The 15,562-nt window shown below is 60.9% G+C and carries 14 protein-coding genes; 6 read left to right on the top strand and 8 right to left on the bottom strand.

The window, feature by feature from the left end:
- Positions 1 to 433 precede the first annotated feature (433 nt).
- Both ACA051_RS04850 and ACA051_RS04845 read left to right on the top strand, forming a co-directional pair.
- Positions 434 to 1,408 (top strand): 2-hydroxyacid dehydrogenase, encoded by a 975-nt coding sequence (locus tag ACA051_RS04850; protein ID WP_497373717.1) that lies wholly within the window; start codon positions 434 to 436, stop codon positions 1,406 to 1,408.
- 142 nt (positions 1,409 to 1,550) lie between these two features.
- Positions 1,551 to 2,060, top strand: a complete 510-nt coding sequence (locus ACA051_RS04845; RefSeq protein ID WP_497373715.1) for a DUF2165 family protein — start codon at positions 1,551 to 1,553, stop codon at positions 2,058 to 2,060.
- A 21-nt stretch (positions 2,061 to 2,081) separates the two neighbouring features.
- Here ACA051_RS04845 and ACA051_RS04840 read toward each other — a convergent pair whose 3' ends face one another.
- Positions 2,082 to 2,984 (bottom strand): DMT family transporter, encoded by a 903-nt coding sequence (locus ACA051_RS04840; protein ID WP_497373713.1) that lies wholly within the window; start codon positions 2,982 to 2,984, stop codon positions 2,082 to 2,084.
- Positions 2,985 to 3,122: 138 nt separating this feature from the next.
- Between ACA051_RS04840 and ACA051_RS04835 the strand changes: the two genes are divergently transcribed.
- Positions 3,123 to 3,998: a helix-turn-helix domain-containing protein gene (locus ACA051_RS04835; protein WP_497373711.1), complete on the top strand. Its 876-nt coding sequence runs from the start codon at positions 3,123 to 3,125 to the stop codon at positions 3,996 to 3,998.
- A gap of 118 nt (positions 3,999 to 4,116) precedes the next feature.
- Here the strand turns inward: ACA051_RS04835 and ACA051_RS04830 are convergent, their stop codons facing one another.
- From ACA051_RS04830 to ACA051_RS04805, 6 genes are all read right to left on the bottom strand, one after another.
- The gene (locus ACA051_RS04830; protein ID WP_497373709.1) at positions 4,117 to 6,546 is read right to left on the bottom strand and encodes a TonB-dependent siderophore receptor; all 2,430 of its coding nucleotides are present in this window, start codon (positions 6,544 to 6,546) and stop codon (positions 4,117 to 4,119) included.
- Positions 6,547 to 6,833: 287 nt separating this feature from the next.
- A complete protein-coding gene (locus ACA051_RS04825) occupies positions 6,834 to 7,823 on the bottom strand; it encodes a FecR family protein (protein ID WP_497373707.1) in 990 nt (329 codons plus the stop codon).
- A complete protein-coding gene (locus ACA051_RS04820; RefSeq protein WP_497308157.1) occupies positions 7,820 to 8,383 on the bottom strand; it encodes an RNA polymerase sigma factor in 564 nt (187 codons plus the stop codon). Before ACA051_RS04820 ends, ACA051_RS04825 begins: the two co-directional genes overlap by 4 nt.
- Positions 8,383 to 8,706 carry a DUF3325 domain-containing protein gene (locus tag ACA051_RS04815; protein WP_094469034.1) on the bottom strand — a complete coding sequence of 108 codons (324 nt, stop codon included), beginning with the start codon at positions 8,704 to 8,706 and terminating at the stop codon, positions 8,383 to 8,385. The genes ACA051_RS04820 and ACA051_RS04815 overlap by 1 nt, the downstream gene beginning before the upstream one ends.
- Positions 8,707 to 10,287, bottom strand: coding sequence for a PepSY-associated TM helix domain-containing protein (locus tag ACA051_RS04810; protein ID WP_497373705.1), 1,581 nt, complete (start codon positions 10,285 to 10,287; stop codon positions 8,707 to 8,709). It abuts the gene before it with no gap.
- Complete coding sequence (locus ACA051_RS04805) at positions 10,284 to 10,589, bottom strand: DUF3649 domain-containing protein (RefSeq protein WP_497373703.1); 306 nt, start codon at positions 10,587 to 10,589, stop codon at positions 10,284 to 10,286. The genes ACA051_RS04810 and ACA051_RS04805 overlap by 4 nt, the downstream gene beginning before the upstream one ends.
- Positions 10,590 to 10,765: 176 nt before the next feature.
- Between ACA051_RS04805 and ACA051_RS04800 the strand changes: the two genes are divergently transcribed.
- From ACA051_RS04800 to fecA, 3 genes are all read left to right on the top strand, one after another.
- A complete protein-coding gene (locus ACA051_RS04800; RefSeq protein ID WP_497308150.1) occupies positions 10,766 to 11,254 on the top strand; it encodes a sigma-70 family RNA polymerase sigma factor in 489 nt (162 codons plus the stop codon).
- Positions 11,251 to 12,189, top strand: coding sequence for a FecR domain-containing protein (locus ACA051_RS04795; protein ID WP_497373701.1), 939 nt, complete (start codon positions 11,251 to 11,253; stop codon positions 12,187 to 12,189). Before ACA051_RS04800 ends, ACA051_RS04795 begins: the two co-directional genes overlap by 4 nt.
- 232 nt (positions 12,190 to 12,421) lie before the next feature.
- Positions 12,422 to 14,755: a TonB-dependent Fe(3+) dicitrate receptor FecA gene (gene fecA, locus ACA051_RS04790; protein ID WP_497373699.1), complete on the top strand. Its 2,334-nt coding sequence runs from the start codon at positions 12,422 to 12,424 to the stop codon at positions 14,753 to 14,755.
- A 267-nt stretch (positions 14,756 to 15,022) separates the two neighbouring features.
- Here the strand turns inward: fecA and ACA051_RS04785 are convergent, their stop codons facing one another.
- Positions 15,023 to 15,433, bottom strand: coding sequence for an HPF/RaiA family ribosome-associated protein (locus ACA051_RS04785; protein ID WP_149418217.1), 411 nt, complete (start codon positions 15,431 to 15,433; stop codon positions 15,023 to 15,025).
- Positions 15,434 to 15,562: the final 129 nt, after the last annotated feature.

The following is a 15,562-nucleotide window of genomic DNA, read 5'->3' as shown; positions in this document are numbered from 1 at the left end:
ATCCACCCGCCCCTTTCGGGAGGCTGAGTGGAGGTGTTCATCCGGGGAGTGGCGCGCAGCGCCGTTCGACGCAGTCGAACACGCTGCATGTAGGTCGTCGCGAAGCAGACCGGAGGGCAGTGTCCCCGGATGGATACCGGAGCGAAGGTACGCCGAGCCTAGGCGAGGGGCCGGACGCTTGGGGCGAGCGTTTTTTTGCTTACTTTTTTTAGGCGTTTGTAAAAAAAGTGAGTCGCCGTAAGGGCGAAACCGCCAGCCGCCGTTACCGCAGAAATGGATATGTACACCTGAGAGAGACAGGTCGGCTGTCAGGCCGCCTTCGCCGGCAAGCCTCGCTCCTACAGTTACCCCCGGCAATCCGCGAACTCGCACAACAACGGAGAAGAATGTTAGCGTGCTTGGCATTCACCAAGCCCCGACGAGCCCTCCTCCCATGAAAAAGACCGTCCTCGCCTTCAGCCGCGTCACCCCGGAAATGGTCGAGCGCCTCCAGCAAGACTTCGACGTCATCGTCCCCAACCCGAAAAACGGCGACATCAACGCCCAATTCAACGAAGCCCTGCCCCACGCCCACGGCCTGATCGGTGTCGGTCGAAAACTCGGCCGCGCGCAACTGGAAAACGCCGCCAGACTTGAAGTCGTCTCCAGCGTCTCCGTCGGCTACGACAACTACGACGTCGCCTACTTTAACGAACGCGGGATCATGCTGACCAACACGCCGGATGTCCTCACAGAAAGCACCGCCGACCTGGCCTTCGCCCTGCTCATGAGCAGCGCCCGCCGCGTCGCCGAACTCGATGCCTGGACCAAGGCCGGCCAATGGCAAGCCACCGTCGGCGCCCCGCTGTTTGGTTGCGATGTGCACGGCAAAACCCTGGGCATCGTCGGCATGGGCAACATCGGCGCAGCCATTGCCCGCCGCGGGCGACTGGGCTTCAACATGCCGATCCTCTACAGCGGCAACAGCCGCAAGACTGAACTGGAGCAGGAACTGGGCGCGCAGTTCCGCAGCCTGGATCAATTGCTGGTCGAAGCTGATTTCGTCTGCCTGGTCGTGCCCCTCAGCGAGAAAACCCGCCACCTGATCAGCCACCGCGAACTGGCCCTGATGAAGCCGAGCGCCATCCTGGTCAACATTGCCCGCGGTCCGGTCGTGGATGAACCCGCCCTGATCGAAGCGCTGCAAAACAACCGCATTCGCGGCGCCGGGCTGGACGTCTACGAGAAAGAACCGCTGGCCGAGTCGCCGTTGTTCCAGCTGAAAAACGCGGTGACGTTGCCGCACATCGGCTCCGCGACCCATGAAACCCGCGAGGCCATGGCCAACCGTGCGTTGGCTAATCTGCGTAGCGCACTGCTGGGCGAGCGGCCGCAAGATCTGGTCAACCCGCAAGTGTGGAAAGGCTAACTAAAACGGGCAGAGACTTATAAAGTCTCTGCCCGCCCGTTACATAACTTGCAATTCAGTCATCTCACTAAAAAAGTTCAAGGACTATACACTCCACACTACTTATCCGACCCACGGAAAATAGTGATGGAGCACACTAACCTTGAACAGCCTTACCACCGACAAGATCATCAGATACAGCAAATTATCGTTAATGGCCTATATAAGCTTTTTCGGCCTTCTGGTGATGTACAGCAACTTCACCGACTACCCATCCAACTATGAATATGTCGGCCACATCCTGAGCATGGACACCACCCGAGAAAACATCAACCTGAACTACCGGGCAATCACTTCACCCATGCTCCACCACCGAATCTACTGGTTCATCATTACCCTTGAAGTGATCTATACCGCCTTTTGCCTGGTCGGTGCCTATCACCTTTACCGAAACATAAACGCGTCTTCCGAGATGTTCCATGAGGCCAAAAAGTTCTCAATCATCGGATTAATGATCGCCATATTTGTCTACTACGTTTGTCTGCAAGTGATCGGCGTCGAATGGTTCAACATGGACGAATCACAAACCTGGAACGCCAAGGACTGGGCCCGGCATATTGTCGATTTCATCCTTCCGCTGCTGATATTCATCGCGCTCCGGACCGAGCGCTAAGCGCACTCGGCCCCAACGTTTTCATGCGAGTTTGCCATTGCCTTGCGCTATCGGCGCCTTGGGTTTGCGGAACACCAGTACGTTGCCGAGCATCACCAACACCAACCCCGCCAATGCCGGCGCTGTCCATTGATAGCCTTCGGCAAACGCCGAGACATTGAGCGCCACGACCGGGAACAGCACGGTGCAATAGGCCGCCCGCTCGGGGCCCATACGCCCGACCAGCGTCAAGTAAGCGGTGAAGCCGATGACCGACCCTGGAATCACCAGGTACAGCAGCGAGCCGATGTAGCGCGCATTCCATTCCATGTCGAACGCAATGCCCCTGAACAGGCACCACACCGACAGCATCGCGGCGCCATACGCCATGCCCCAGGCGTTGGTGGTCAACGGCTTCAAACCGGCCTTCTGTTGCAGGCTCGAGAGCATGTTGCCGGCCGAGAAACACAGGGTCCCGAGCAGCGCCAGGCCAAAGCCGAGCAGGGTTTCAGGGCTGGCGGTGTGGCCCGCCAGTTCCGGCCAGAACAACAGGCCAAGCCCGGCCAACCCCAACGCACCGCCCATCAAAACGTTGCGGGCGATTTTCTGGCCGAAGAACACCCGTGAATTCAGGGCGTTCCACAACGTGGCCGTGGAAAACACCACTGCGACCAGACCGCTGGGAATCCACTGGCTGGCGGTGAGGAAACACATGAAGTTGACGCAGAACAGGCACAAGCCCTGCGCCAGGCAGATCAAATGCCCGCGACGGTTCATCACTTGCAGGCGCCGACTGAGCAGCAACAGAACAAACAGCACCAGCGCCGCGAGGCCGAAGCGATAAACGATCGACACAGGAATGGCCACCACGCCCAACTGCCATTTCAAGGCAATCCAGGTGGTGCCCCAGACCAGCACGGTCAATAAATACAACGACAGGTTCATGGCAAAGGCTCCTCAATAGGGGCTCAGTGTCCTGCGCCAGGCCCTGGCGCACTTGCATAAACTTGCGGTTTTGTAGGCCGACAGGCTGGCAGGCCAACGTCTACGGAGTAGGATGCAAGGCGTTGGAGAGAACCGATCATGCCCGCATTGGAAACCCTGCAAGTCTTTCAAGCCCTCAAGCGCTCGCCCAATGCTCGCCTCGAGCACAGCGCCGAGCTCGGTGACGGCATGGCTGCGGCCTTGTGGAGCAACCATCACGACGCCCAGGACTACGAGGCGCCGAGCCACCACACGCTGTCGTGCTACATCGCCGGCGGCACCGGCACGTTCCGCCGCGACCAGCCCGGCACCAAGGGCGGTCCGGACAAGCTGTGCATCCTGCCGGCCGAGCATCAATCGGGTTGGGTGATCAACGGCGACATTCGCCTGGCCCACGTGTATTTCAGCCCCGAACAATTCGCCCTCGGCTGCGTCACGCTGCTGGACCGCGAGCCTCGCGAACTGCAATTGCGCGAAGCCACATTCCTCGACGACCCGGCACAGGCCCGCCGCTTTCGGCAAATGCTCACACTCAACTGGGATGAGCCAGGCGAACGTTTGCTCACCAGCAGCCTGGCTCATGAAATGCTCAGCCACGTGTTGCTCGGCCAGGTCGGGATGCGTGAGGGCTTGCGGTTAAAAGGCGGATTGGCGGCGCATCAGCGGCGGCAGTTGGTGGAGTTCATCAACCATCAGTTGGCCGAGGCGATCAGCCTGGGGCAATTGGCGGCGTTGTGTGCGCTGTCGGAATATCACTTTGCGCGGATGTTTCGCGAGAGCTTTGGCTTGCCGCCGCATCAGTATGTGTTGGCGCGCAGACTGAGCCGGGCGCGGGAGTTGTTGCGTTCGACGTCGCAGCCGTTGGGGGAGATTGCGCTGGCGTGTGGGTTTGCCAGTGCGAGTCATTTCACCAATCGGTTTCGGCAGGTTTTGGGGGGGACGCCTGGGGAGTATCGGCAGGCGTTTTTGCGGTAGTCCCTAAATTTGCAGCGCCTGTCATGCCGTCTTCGCGGGCAAGCCTCGCTCCTACAAGGACAACGTAAAACGTGTAGGAGCGAGGCTTGCCCGCGAAGAACGATGACGCGGTTTTTCGTCAGAACTCCAACGTACTGGACAGCGAAATCTGCCGCGAATCCCCCATCGACACAAAGAACCGGCTCGCCGCCGAGGTGTAGTAGGTGCGGTCAAACAGGTTCTTCACGTTGAGCTGAAACTTGACCTTCTGCCCTTCAACCTTGGTGTCGTAGGTCGCGAACGCATCGGCCACGGTGTAGCTCGGCAGGTCGAAATCGTTGACGGCGTTACCCGCCCGCTCGCCGACATAACGCGCACCCGCGCCGACCCGCAATTGATCGCCGCCCACAATGGTGCCGAAGTCGTAGACCGCCGACAGCGAGCCACTGTTCTTCGCGACGTTTTGCAGTTTTTTGCCCTTGTAGGTCGGGTCTTCAGTGACTTCGGCGTCGGTGTAGGCATAGCTGCCGATCATGCTCCAACGGTCGCTGAGCTGACCGCTCAAATCCACTTCCAGACCACGGGAACGTACTTCACCGGCGGCGCTGTAAATCGTCACCGGGCCTTCGGAGTTGGCCACCAGTACGTTGCGTTTCTTGATGTCGAACAGCGCGACGTTGCCAGTCACGCGCCCTGGCATATCAAGCTTGGCCCCGATTTCCCAGGACTTGGCTTCTTCCGGCGCGACGCTGCCGTCGAGCACGGTGCTGCTGCCGCTCAACGGTGCAATGGTCGAGTTGGGTTTGAACGACTCGGTGTAGCTGCCGTAGAACGACAGCTCGTCGGTGAAGCGATAGACCAGACCGGCGCGCGGCACCCATTTCTGACCGTTGCTGTCGGTGTTGGCCTGGAACGGCACGCCTTTGCCGGCGTACTGGTCGTATTCCTGAAAGCGTGCGCCCGCGACGAAAATCCATTGATCGGTGAGGTGGATCGAGTCCTGCAGGAAGATCGAATCGCTGCGCAGCTCATCGGTCTGCGCGCTGTCCGCCGGGCTGACCGTGGTGCCGGCGACTTCGCGGCCATAGACCGGGTTGACGTAGCTGAAGGTGCTCAGGCTTTTCTGGCGGATCAGGTCTTCGCGGTAGATCTTGCGGTACTCGTCATCGACGCCGAACACCAGGTCATGTTGCAGGCCCAACACGTTCACCTTGCCTTCGAGGCTGGCGGTGGTGAAACGGTCGGTGCTGATAGCGTTCTGGGTGCCGTCCATGCTGCGGGTCAACGTGCCGCGTCGGGTGTCGATGGCGGTGACGCGCACCTGGCTGGCGTCGTAGGTTTCACGGTTCCAGCTGTAGCCGAAATGGGCGTTCCAGTTGTCGTTGAGCTCGTGATCGGCTTCGAAGTGGTAAAGGTCCGAGCGGCCTTCCATGTTGTTGAACGGCTCGTCCAGGCGTTCATTGCGCGAGATGTCCAATGGGTGGTTGGTGCGCGGATCGATGATCGTGCCGCGGTCGAACGGGGTGAGGAACTCGCGGTGTTCGTAGGAGAACAACAGCTGGGTGCTTTCGCCGAACCAGGCCAGTGACGGCGCCACCAGCGTCTCGCGGTGGGTGCCGAAGTTGCGCCAGTAATCTTCGTCTTCGTGGTCCAGCACCATGCGGTAAGCGAAGCCGGAATCACCGAGTGCGCCGGTGCTGTCGAGGCCGCCGCCGCTGCCGTTTTTGCCGTCGCCGTAGGTCGAACCGCGCAGCGTCAGGGCGTTGTATTGCTCAAGTTCGGGTTTCTTGCTGACCATATTGACCACGCCACCCGGGTCCTGGATGCCGTAAAGCAACGAGGCCGGGCCCTTGAGCACTTCGACTCGGTCCACGGTCGCATTCATGCCTCGACCCTGCACGATCGGCATGCCGTCGCGCATGATCGATCCGTTGCGGTTGTCGCCGAAACCGCGGGTCATCACCGAATCCTGAGTGCTCGCCAGCGTGTTGCCCTGGGTGATGCCGCTGACGTTGGCCAGCGCGTCATCCAGATTGCGCGGTGCCTGATCGCGAATGACCTGGGCGGGGATGACGTTGACGGTCTGCGGGATTTCCTGGAGCAAGGCCGACGAGCGCATCACCGAGCTGGTGGGCGGCGGCTGATAGCTCATGGACTGACCGGCCACCGAGTTGATGGTGGTCGTGCCCAGATTCAACGTGCCGGCACTGGGCAGCGGTTCAAGCACCAAGGTGTGAGCATCGCTACGGCGGAAAGTGAAGCCCGAACCGCTGAGCAAACGCTGCAAGGCCTGCTCGGCGCTCAACTGGCCATTGATCGCCGGGGCAGTGAGGCCGTAGGGCGCTTCATCGGTGTAGACCACGCTGATGCCGGTGACGCGGCTGAAGTCGCTCAAGGCCTGGGGCAGCGGCTTGGCAGCGATGGCGAAACTGAACTGCGTGCGCTGCTGCGTGTTGCCCGCCTCAGCGGCCGATGCGACGCTCGATGGCAGCAAGGCCAACGCCGACATACTCAGTGCAGAAACACCCAACCACTGTTTGACCGAACCCGGTTTTGCCCTGGACTTCATTGCTCAATGACCTGTGTAGAACCTACGGGATGCGAATGACTCGCAGTTTCAGTCACTACACGGATGAGGGTTGGGTTTACCTCATCAAAAATCTGAAAATAATTTCATTGGGATTATGTATCGCCTGATCGGACGCCTTCGCGAGCAAGCCCGCTCCCACATTTGGAATGCATTCCCTTGTGGGAGAGGTGGTGTTTGAACTGGCCCCATCGCGAGCAGGCTCATTCCCACAATTTGGAATGCATTCCCTTGTGGGAGCGGGCTTGCTCGCGAAAGCGCCAGTGGCTTCAACGCAAGATAATGAGATGTCCCAAAACGCTGGTCTGCTCAAACCCCAAAACACCCTGCAACGAACTCAACACCGCCTGCGGATCCTTGCTCGGAAAACTGCCACTGACCCGCCGCGCCGCCAGTTCATCGTTGAGCAGCACTATCCGCCCTGGGTAGTAACGCCCCAGATCCTGCACCACATCGGCCAGCGTCGCCTTGTAGTAATTGAGCCAACCCTGACGCCAGGCCAACTGCGCTTCGCCGTCGACCACACGCAGCTTTTGCACCGAACCTTCGCCATAGGCCACTTGCTGGCCAGCGGTCAGAATCTGCTGCTCGGCGTACTTGTCCGCTGTCACGCCGACCCGTCCGGACAGCACCGTGACCTGCGCACCATGGGGCTGCAATCGCACTTCGAACTGCGTGCCGAGCACCCGCGCCTGACCCTTTTCAGCATCGACCACAAACGGATCGCCCGTGTGGGTCACGCTGAAGAATCCGGCACCGCGACGTAGCTGAACGTGGCGCTCGCCGCGACTGAAATCCACAGCGATGGCGCTGTCGGCATCCAGCGTCACTTGCGACTGATCGGCCAGCGTCACGGTGCGAATTTCCCCCGGCGCAGACACATAGTCCGCCCCCAGATCATCGATCCAGCGCGTCGGCTGCCAACCCGCACCGAGGCCGATCATCAGCACCAGGCACGCGGCCATGGCCAGCGCGCCAGACCAGCGCCGCACGCTGGTACGTCGGGATCGGTTCATCGCATTGAGGTAACCCTGCAAGGCGAAAGCGTCTTCATCGGCCAGGGTTCGCGCTGGCACTTCGCTCAGTTCCCACAGCACTTGCGCCTGGGCGTAAGCCTCGGCGTGGGCGGGATCGGCCTGGAGCCAGCGGCTGAAAGTGAGTTGATCGCCGCTGCTCGGTTGGTCGTGCAACAGGCTCAGCCAGGCGAGCGCAGCCTGCTCTTGGGCGGGCGTCGGGGTGACGCGGTCGATTGGATTCAAGGTGCTTTCCCTGGCGTGCGCGTTGGCGGTTCCTGCAGGCTGGCCTTGCAGGCATCGAGGGCGCGCATCATATGTTTTTCCACGGCGCTTTGGGACAGGCCCATGGCCTTGGCGATCTCCGCATATTTGCGGCCGTGGATGCGGTTGAGCAGAAAGATTTGCCGGGTACGTTCCGGCAACGCGCGCAACGCCGCTTCGACGTGCCGCAGGTCGTTGCCCGCCTCCAGCGCCGCTTGTGGTTCGCTGCCCTGACTGTCCGGTTGATCCGGCATCCAGCCTTCGTTGACCCGCACCCGCGTGCCTTCGCTGCGCAGATGGTCGATGGCAATGTTGCCGGCGCAACGCAGCAGGTAAGTGCTGAGTTCCTCGACCTGCACCAGCGGACGCCGCCAGAAACGCAGGAACAAGTCCTGCACCAGATCGGCGGCGGTCGCTCGGCAGCCGACACGCCGGCTCACCAGCGCTTCCATCTGCGAACGCTGGGACAGGAACACCTGAAGGAAATGCGCACGGGCGCCGCGATGTTCTTCGTCGCGCGATTCCGGGGGATTGGTGATCATCACTGCGCAAACACGGCGACGGGGCTGGCGAGCAGGCTCAACCCGGCCAACGCCAAGGCCAGGCGCGGGCGATACGGCATCAACAACACCAGCAGCAAGGCGCTGAGCATCAACACCGCAAACCACTCCACCAACCCGAGCCCCCAACCGGTTTTCGCCACCGCCGCCCATAAAGAAACCGCCAGCAGCAACCAGCCGCTCAGCTTGAACGTTTTACGCCGCCGGGCCGACGACTTGCGCCCCAGCAGTTCGGCGTGATGCCGATCCATCGATAAACACAGCGCGGTGAAACCGCCGTAGCACAGCAGCAAAGCCAACAACATTCAGTTCACCTTCTGCTCAAGCGCGATCGGTCGGGCACGCTCTTTGGCGACGCGAACGGTCTGCCCGGCGCGCTGCATTTTCCAGGCAGCCCAGGCCAGGAACAGGCCACTACCCAGGCACGTCAAATCGAACCCGGCGAGCGTCCAGTCGCCTTGAGCCAGCGTCACGCCCAAGTGGTACGGCGTGGTCAGCGCGTTCAAGAGCGGCACGCCGCAGAACAGCACTGCGGCCAACGCCAATTGCTCGACCCACGCCGGGCGACCACGGCGGAACACTGCGTGAACCACGCTCAAGCCCCAGACGATGAAAAAGCTGTTCACTTCCCAATCAGCCCGGGTGGCCATCTCGACCGGCAGCAGCCGATTGGCCCAGAAGAACGCCGCCACCGCGACCACCAGCCCGGACATGCTGGCAATGTTCAGCACTTCCACCAGCCGCAACTCGAAGGGCATCACACCGCTTTTGACATGTTTGAGCTGACGTTTGCCGAGCCAGATCACCAGCCCGGTGCCGATCATTGCCGTACTCGCCAAACCGCAAATGAAGTACAGCCAGCGCAGCACGGGGCTCGCGAAATGCCCCATGTGCAAGCCATAGAAACTGCCGGCGATGGCCATCGGCACCGGTTGCTGCGGCGTGGCGCTGAGTTGTTGGCTGGTCACGCCGTTGAAGGTCACCGCGCTGCTGGCGTCATAAATCACTCGGTCGGCGTCATCCCTCGAGACGACAATCGAGGCATTCGCATCCCCCGGATTGTTCACCGTCAGCCGTTCCACCCGGCCGCCCGACCACTGCGCGCGCGCCCGCTCCAACAGCGGCGCCATCGGTGCCAGTTCAGCCGGTGTGCCGGCAAGCTCGGGTGTGCTGGAGGCCGGAAACACCTCCGCGTAAAACGCGCGGGGATCGCCTTTGTACGAGGCCAGGATGCTCGCCGGCATCACCATCGCCATGAAAATCACCAAGCTGCTGTAAGTGATCATCAGGTGGAACGGCAACACCAGAACGCCCACCACGTTGTGCCCGTCCAGCCAGGACCGCTGGCCTTTGCGCGGGCGGAAGGTGAAGAAGTCCTTGAAGATTTTCTTGTGGGTGATAATCCCGGTGATCAGGCCGATGAACATCACCATGGCTGCGATGGTCGACAACCAGCGGCCCCACGGATAGGGCATTTGCAGCTGGAAGTGGAAACGATAGAAGAAGTCGCCGCCCATGGATTCGCGGCCCTGCACTTCGCGGCCGGTTTGCGCGTCGAGCAGTTTCTCGGTGAATTGCCCGCGCTCGCCGGGTTTGGCCGGGGTCTGTTGCCAACGCACCGACAGGCCCGGTTCCCGGGCGCTCGGCAAGTCGATCAGCCAGCGCGAGGCACCCGCGGCGTGTTGCTGGAGGTAGTCTTGCGCCAGGGTCAGACTGGCTTCGGAGGTCACCGCGCGCGCCGGTATCTCGGGCTGCATCCAGTGACTGATCTCGTCCTTGAAATAGGCGAGCGTGCCGGTCAGGAAAATCGCGAACAGCAACCAGCCGAAGGTCAACCCGGCCCAGGTGTGCAACCAGGCCATCGCCTGACGAAATCCCTCTTTCATGCGTGGCCCATCCAATACGCCAACCCTGACACCGCCGCCAGCACAAGGCCAGGAACGATCAACCCGAACCAGGCCTGCCACGCGCTGCGACAGGCAAAACACCAGAGCACCGCCACCAGATAGACCAGAAACGAGGTCATCATCCCGGTCACCACCGCTTCGGCGCGGGCCATCGGCAACCATAAGCTCAGGCTGACGCTGGCCAGCGCCGCGACGATATAGCCGCCCACCACCGCAGCCAGCACCCGTGAAGTGACGGCCAATCGATAAGAAACGGAGAGCGTGCTGATTTTGCCTTTCATGTTTCGACCTTGAAACCGGGTGAGGCCGCGTGAAGATCACGGGCCAGCAAGCGCGCAATACTAATGATAAATATTCTCATACGCAAAACAGATCCGATTGCCGGGGGCGCTGCACACCTCTACAATGCGAACAATTCTTGTTCTCTAACGTATCCGTTTGTGTCGGAGTGGTTCTGTTGCAGCCCGCCAATCCCGTCGAAGTCCTCTATCACGCCCACCACAATTGGCTCACCGGTTGGTTGCGGCGCAGGCTTGGCTGCCCGGACAGCGCGGCGGACCTGGCCCAGGACACGTTCATTCGTGTACTCACGGCCCGGGAAACACCGCAGATCATCGAACCGAGAGCGTTCCTCACCACGATCGCCAAACGCGTGCTGTTCAACCATTACCGTCGTCAGGATCTGGAACGCGCCTACGCCGAAGCACTGGCGCAAATGCCCGAGGTGTACGCGCCGTCCGAGGAAGAACGGGCAATCATCCTGCAAACCCTGATGGAGCTGGACCAGTTGCTGGACGGTTTACCACGCCGGGTCAAGCGCGCCTTTTTGCTCGCGCAGGTCGATGGACTGACTTATCCACAGATCGCGGCCGAACTGGGCATTTCCATTGCCACAGTCAAACGCCATTTGAGCAAAGCAGCCATGCGCTGCTACTTCGCACGATGAACGGCACTCCGGACTTTTCTTCCCAGGTCGCCGAACAGGCCGTGCACTGGCTGATGGAAATGCAGCAAGGCCCGCTGAACCCGCGCCAGCAGCACGCCTGGCAACAATGGCACGATGCGCACAGTGAACATCAACGGGCGTGGGAGCATATCCAGCGGGTCAATCAGCGGCTTCGCGGTTTGTCCTCTCCGCTGGCCCACGCGGCGCTCAATGCGCCGAAGTCCGGCAGCCGACGTCAGACGCTGAAACTGCTGCTGATTCTCGGCGCAGGTTCTGCAGTCACGTGGGGCATGCGCGAGCAAAACATGCTGCCGCCGTTGCTTGCTGATTACCGCAGCCCCATCGGCCAGCGGCGCAAGGTGGCGCTCGGCGCAGGCAATCAGTTGCAGCTCAACACCGCGAGTTCGGCGGATGTGCGGGTAGAGGGTCAGCAGCGGCTGATCCGTTTGCTGGAGGGCGAACTGCTGTTGACCGCCAGCCAGGCGTTTCAGGTGCAGACCGCGCAGGGTGTGTTGACGACGCAAGGTGGGCGATTGAACGTCCGACAGTTTGCTGATCGCACCCAGGTGGCCGTGTTCGAGGGCAGCGTCGAGTTGAACCCGGACGGCGGCAAACCGCTGGTGTTGCCCGCCGCCCGGCAACTGGGTTTCGGCCCGCGTGGCGTGGGTAAACCGCTGCCGCTGGACGCCGACAGCGGCGCCTGGGCCGACGGCATGCTGGTGGCCGCCCACATGCGCCTCGGCGACTTTCTCGACGAGCTCGGCCGTTATCGTCGCGGGCAGCTTAATTGCGATGCGAAGGTGGCGGATTTGTTGATCTCCGGGACGTACCCGCTGGACGACAGCGAGCGGATTCTTGATCTGCTGGAAATCAGTTTGCCGGTGAAGGTAAGGCGCTTTACGCGGTATTGGGTGACCGTCGAAGCGAAGGCGTAATCCTGGAGCGAGACACCTTACCTGTGGCGAGGGAGCTTGCTCCCGCTGGGCTGCGAAGCGGCCCCAAATTTACGACTGCTGCGCAGCCGAGCGGGAGCAAGCTCCCTCGCCACAAAAAGCCAGCCAGTGTCAGCCCAGCAAAAGAGTTTTCATCCAGCGTGAGCCGTTTTTCAGATCTGGCGTGACAGAGAAGGAAAGCTCCCTTGATTCCACCTTCTCAGGACTGTCCTCCATGCACCCCACCCGCCTCACCCCGCTGGCCCGCACCGTGCGCCAACTCTTGCTGGGCGCCAGCCTGAGCTTCGGCGCGCTGCCGCTCGCACACGCCACCGACGCCAAGCCGTACCACATCGCACCGTCGTCCCTGGAAAACGCCCTCAACCAGTTCGGCCGTGAAGCCGGCGTGTTGATTACCTTTGGCTCGCAAGTCACCCGCGGTGTGCAGAGTCGTGGCCTGGAAGGCAACTTCACCCCGTCGCAGGGCTTGGACGCTTTGCTCGAAGGCACCGGCCTGCAAGCGCGCGCCGAGGGCGACAATGCCTTCAGCCTGCAACCGGCGGGCGACACCGCGCTGGAGCTGGACACCTCGAAGGTAGTCGGCGACTGGCTCGGCGAGGCGGCGCCAATCAACGTCTTCGAGCACCCCGGCGCACGTGATGTGATCCGCCGCGAGGAGTTCGAGCGCCAGGGCGCGACCCAGGCCAAGGACGTGCTCAACCGCATCCCTGGGGTGAACGCGCCGGACAACAACGGCACCGGCAGCCATGACATGGCGCTGAACTTCGGTATTCGTGGCCTCAACCCACGCCTGGCGTCCCGCTCGACCGTATTGATGGACGGTATCCCGGTGCCCTTCGCACCTTATGGCCAGCCGCAACTGTCATTCGCCCCGGTGAGCATCGGCAACATGGACGCGGTGGACGTGGTCCGCGGCGGCGGCGCGGTGCGTTACGGCCCGCAGAACGTCGGCGGCGTGGTCAACTTCGTGACCCGCGCGATTCCCGACGAGCCGACCGTGAAAGGTGGTTTCCAGACCGAAACCAGCCCGTCTTCCAGCCACGACGGTTTCAAAACCACCGGCAACTTACTGGCCGGCGGCACCGCCGACAACGGCCTGGGCGGCGCGCTGTTGTATTCCGGCACCCGTGGTGGCGACTGGCGGGAACACAGCGATACCGAAATCGACGACCTGATTCTCAAGGGCAAATATCAGCTCGATGACGCCAACAGCTTCAACGCGATGGCTCAGTATTACGAAGGCAAGGCCGACATGCCCGGCGGCCTGAACGTTGCCGATTACGACGCCGACCCGTACCAGTCGACCCGCCCGAAAGATCAGTTCTGGGGCCGCCGGACAATGTTCAACTTCGGCTATCGCTATCAGGAAGACCGTCGCGAATTCACGGCCAACACCTTCTTCACCAAAACCCTGCGCAGCGGTTATCTGGACCAGGGCACGTTCCTGTCGCTGTCACCACGCGAGTATTGGGTGCGCGGCCTGGAAACCCGTTTCGCCCAAGGCTTCGACCTCGGCCCGACCAGCCATGAAGTCGGCGTCGGCTATCGCTACATCAACGAAGCCGGCCACGAACTGCGCTACCGCGAGCCGATCGCCAACAACACCTTCCCGACCACCAACAGCCGCAATGACCGCGACACCCGTGGCGGCACCGAAGCCAATGCATTCTTTGTCGACGACCGGATCGACATCGGCAAATGGACACTCACGCCGGGCATTCGCTACGAGATGATCGACTCGCAGCAGACCAATAACCTGACGAACGTGAAGTACAAGGGCGACTACAACACCGCGCTGCCGGCATTGAACGTGCTCTATCACGTGACTGACACCTGGAATCTCTACGCCAATACCGAAGGCTCGTTCGGCAGCGTGCAATACAGCCAGATGCCGAACCGGGTGACCAGCGGCGAAGTCAAACCGGAAAAGGCACGGACCTGGGAGTTGGGTACCCGTTACGACAACGGTGCGTTACGAGCGGAAATCGGCGCGTTCCTGATCAACTTCGACAACCAGTACGAAAGTAATCAGACCAATGACTCGGTAATCGCTCGCGGCGAGACGCGTCATCAAGGGATCGAAAGCAGCATCAATTATTCGCTGGATGACTTGAGCCCGTCGCTGGCCGGCTTCGATGTCTACGCCACGTATGCCTTTGTGGATGCGACCATCCGCGAAGACGGACCGAACAAGGGCAATCGTGTGCCGTTCTCCTCGAAACACAAAGGCAACATCGGGGTGGGTTACACCGAAGGGGCCTGGAAGTTGAACCTGGACAGCAGCTACCAGAGCGACCAGTTTGCCGACAACGCCAACACCTCGACCGAAAGCGCTGATGGCAGCACCGGCAAGATTCCCGGGTACATGCTGTTCAGCAGCCGCGCGGCGTATGACTTCGGGCCGAAGTTGTCGGATTTGAATGTGGCGGTGGGGGTGAAAAACATCTTCAACCACCGGTATTACACCCGGTCGTTTGATGACAACAACAAGGGCAAGTACGTGGGCGAGCCGCGGACGGTTTATGTACAGACATCCGTGGCTTTCTGATTACTGTCGACATCACTTGAGTTTGTCGCAGCCCCTGTGGCGAGGGAGCTTGCTCCCGCTCGGCTGCGAAGCATTCGCAAACCGGCTGAGACGGTTTGCCTGATAAAACTCGGTTGCAGGTTTTGGGACTGCTCCGCTGCCCAGCGGGAGCAAGCTCCCTCGCCACAGGTAATCATGGAGCCAGCGGATTCGGTGAACACCACAAACAAGAACGGGCCTGCATCAGCAGGCCCGTTTTCAGTGGGAAGGTAAAAAGTGAATCAGGCTTCAGCCGTTTTGTGCAGCCTGTTCGTTCTCGAGAAACTCTTCTTCCAGCAGCACATCAGCATGTGCGCCTCGTTCAAACGGCACAACAGCGGCACGTGGTTTGCCCCGCAGTTTGCCAAACAGGTGATCCAGCGCGTGTTCAAGTTTGGTGGCCGCACCGTCGATCGCTTGCTCAAGGGTGTCGGCTTTATGAGTGACAGAAATCGGTTGGTGGCCTTTTGGTCGCGCTTCCAGTTGGCAGCGCATGTCATGGGGACCTGGCTTGTCGCCATTCTCGTCCCGCAGATGAACCTCGACGCGTGTCAGGTCCTCTTCATAACGTTCGAGCGTGCTCTCAATGGTAGTACGTACCCACTCCTCCAGTCGGATGCTGCTTTGAATATGGTTATCGCTGTTGACTTGGATTTGCATAGTTCATCCCTTATTTCAGCTAGCTCGCGAGAGGCGCATCGGCTGGCCCTTGGGCGTCATCACCGTGACCTCTTACTTACACAATCGGTCTGCGCGCAGAACATTTCAACCCCTAAAAAAAGATAAATA

The organism is Pseudomonas sp. LBUM1669 (assembly GCF_059695705.1).
The sequence above is the reverse complement of the archived record's forward strand: the minus strand, read 5'-3'. Positions and strand labels throughout refer to the sequence as shown.

Coding starts and splice junctions, on each gene's coding strand:
- ACA051_RS04850 (WP_497373717.1), top strand. CDS start 434: ATGAAAAAGACCGTCCTCGCCTTCAGCCGCGTCACCCCGGAAATGGTC.
- ACA051_RS04840 (WP_497373713.1), bottom strand. CDS start 2,984: ATGAACCTGTCGTTGTATTTATTGACCGTGCTGGTCTGGGGCACCACC.
- ACA051_RS04835 (WP_497373711.1), top strand. CDS start 3,123: ATGCCCGCATTGGAAACCCTGCAAGTCTTTCAAGCCCTCAAGCGCTCG.
- ACA051_RS04830 (WP_497373709.1), bottom strand. CDS start 6,546: ATGAAGTCCAGGGCAAAACCGGGTTCGGTCAAACAGTGGTTGGGTGTT.
- ACA051_RS04820 (WP_497308157.1), bottom strand. CDS start 8,383: ATGATCACCAATCCCCCGGAATCGCGCGACGAAGAACATCGCGGCGCC.
- ACA051_RS04815 (WP_094469034.1), bottom strand. CDS start 8,706: ATGTTGTTGGCTTTGCTGCTGTGCTACGGCGGTTTCACCGCGCTGTGT.
- ACA051_RS04810 (WP_497373705.1), bottom strand. CDS start 10,287: ATGAAAGAGGGATTTCGTCAGGCGATGGCCTGGTTGCACACCTGGGCC.
- ACA051_RS04805 (WP_497373703.1), bottom strand. CDS start 10,589: ATGAAAGGCAAAATCAGCACGCTCTCCGTTTCTTATCGATTGGCCGTC.
- ACA051_RS04795 (WP_497373701.1), top strand. CDS start 11,251: ATGAACGGCACTCCGGACTTTTCTTCCCAGGTCGCCGAACAGGCCGTG.
- fecA (WP_497373699.1), top strand. CDS start 12,422: ATGCACCCCACCCGCCTCACCCCGCTGGCCCGCACCGTGCGCCAACTC.
- ACA051_RS04785 (WP_149418217.1), bottom strand. CDS start 15,433: ATGCAAATCCAAGTCAACAGCGATAACCATATTCAAAGCAGCATCCGA.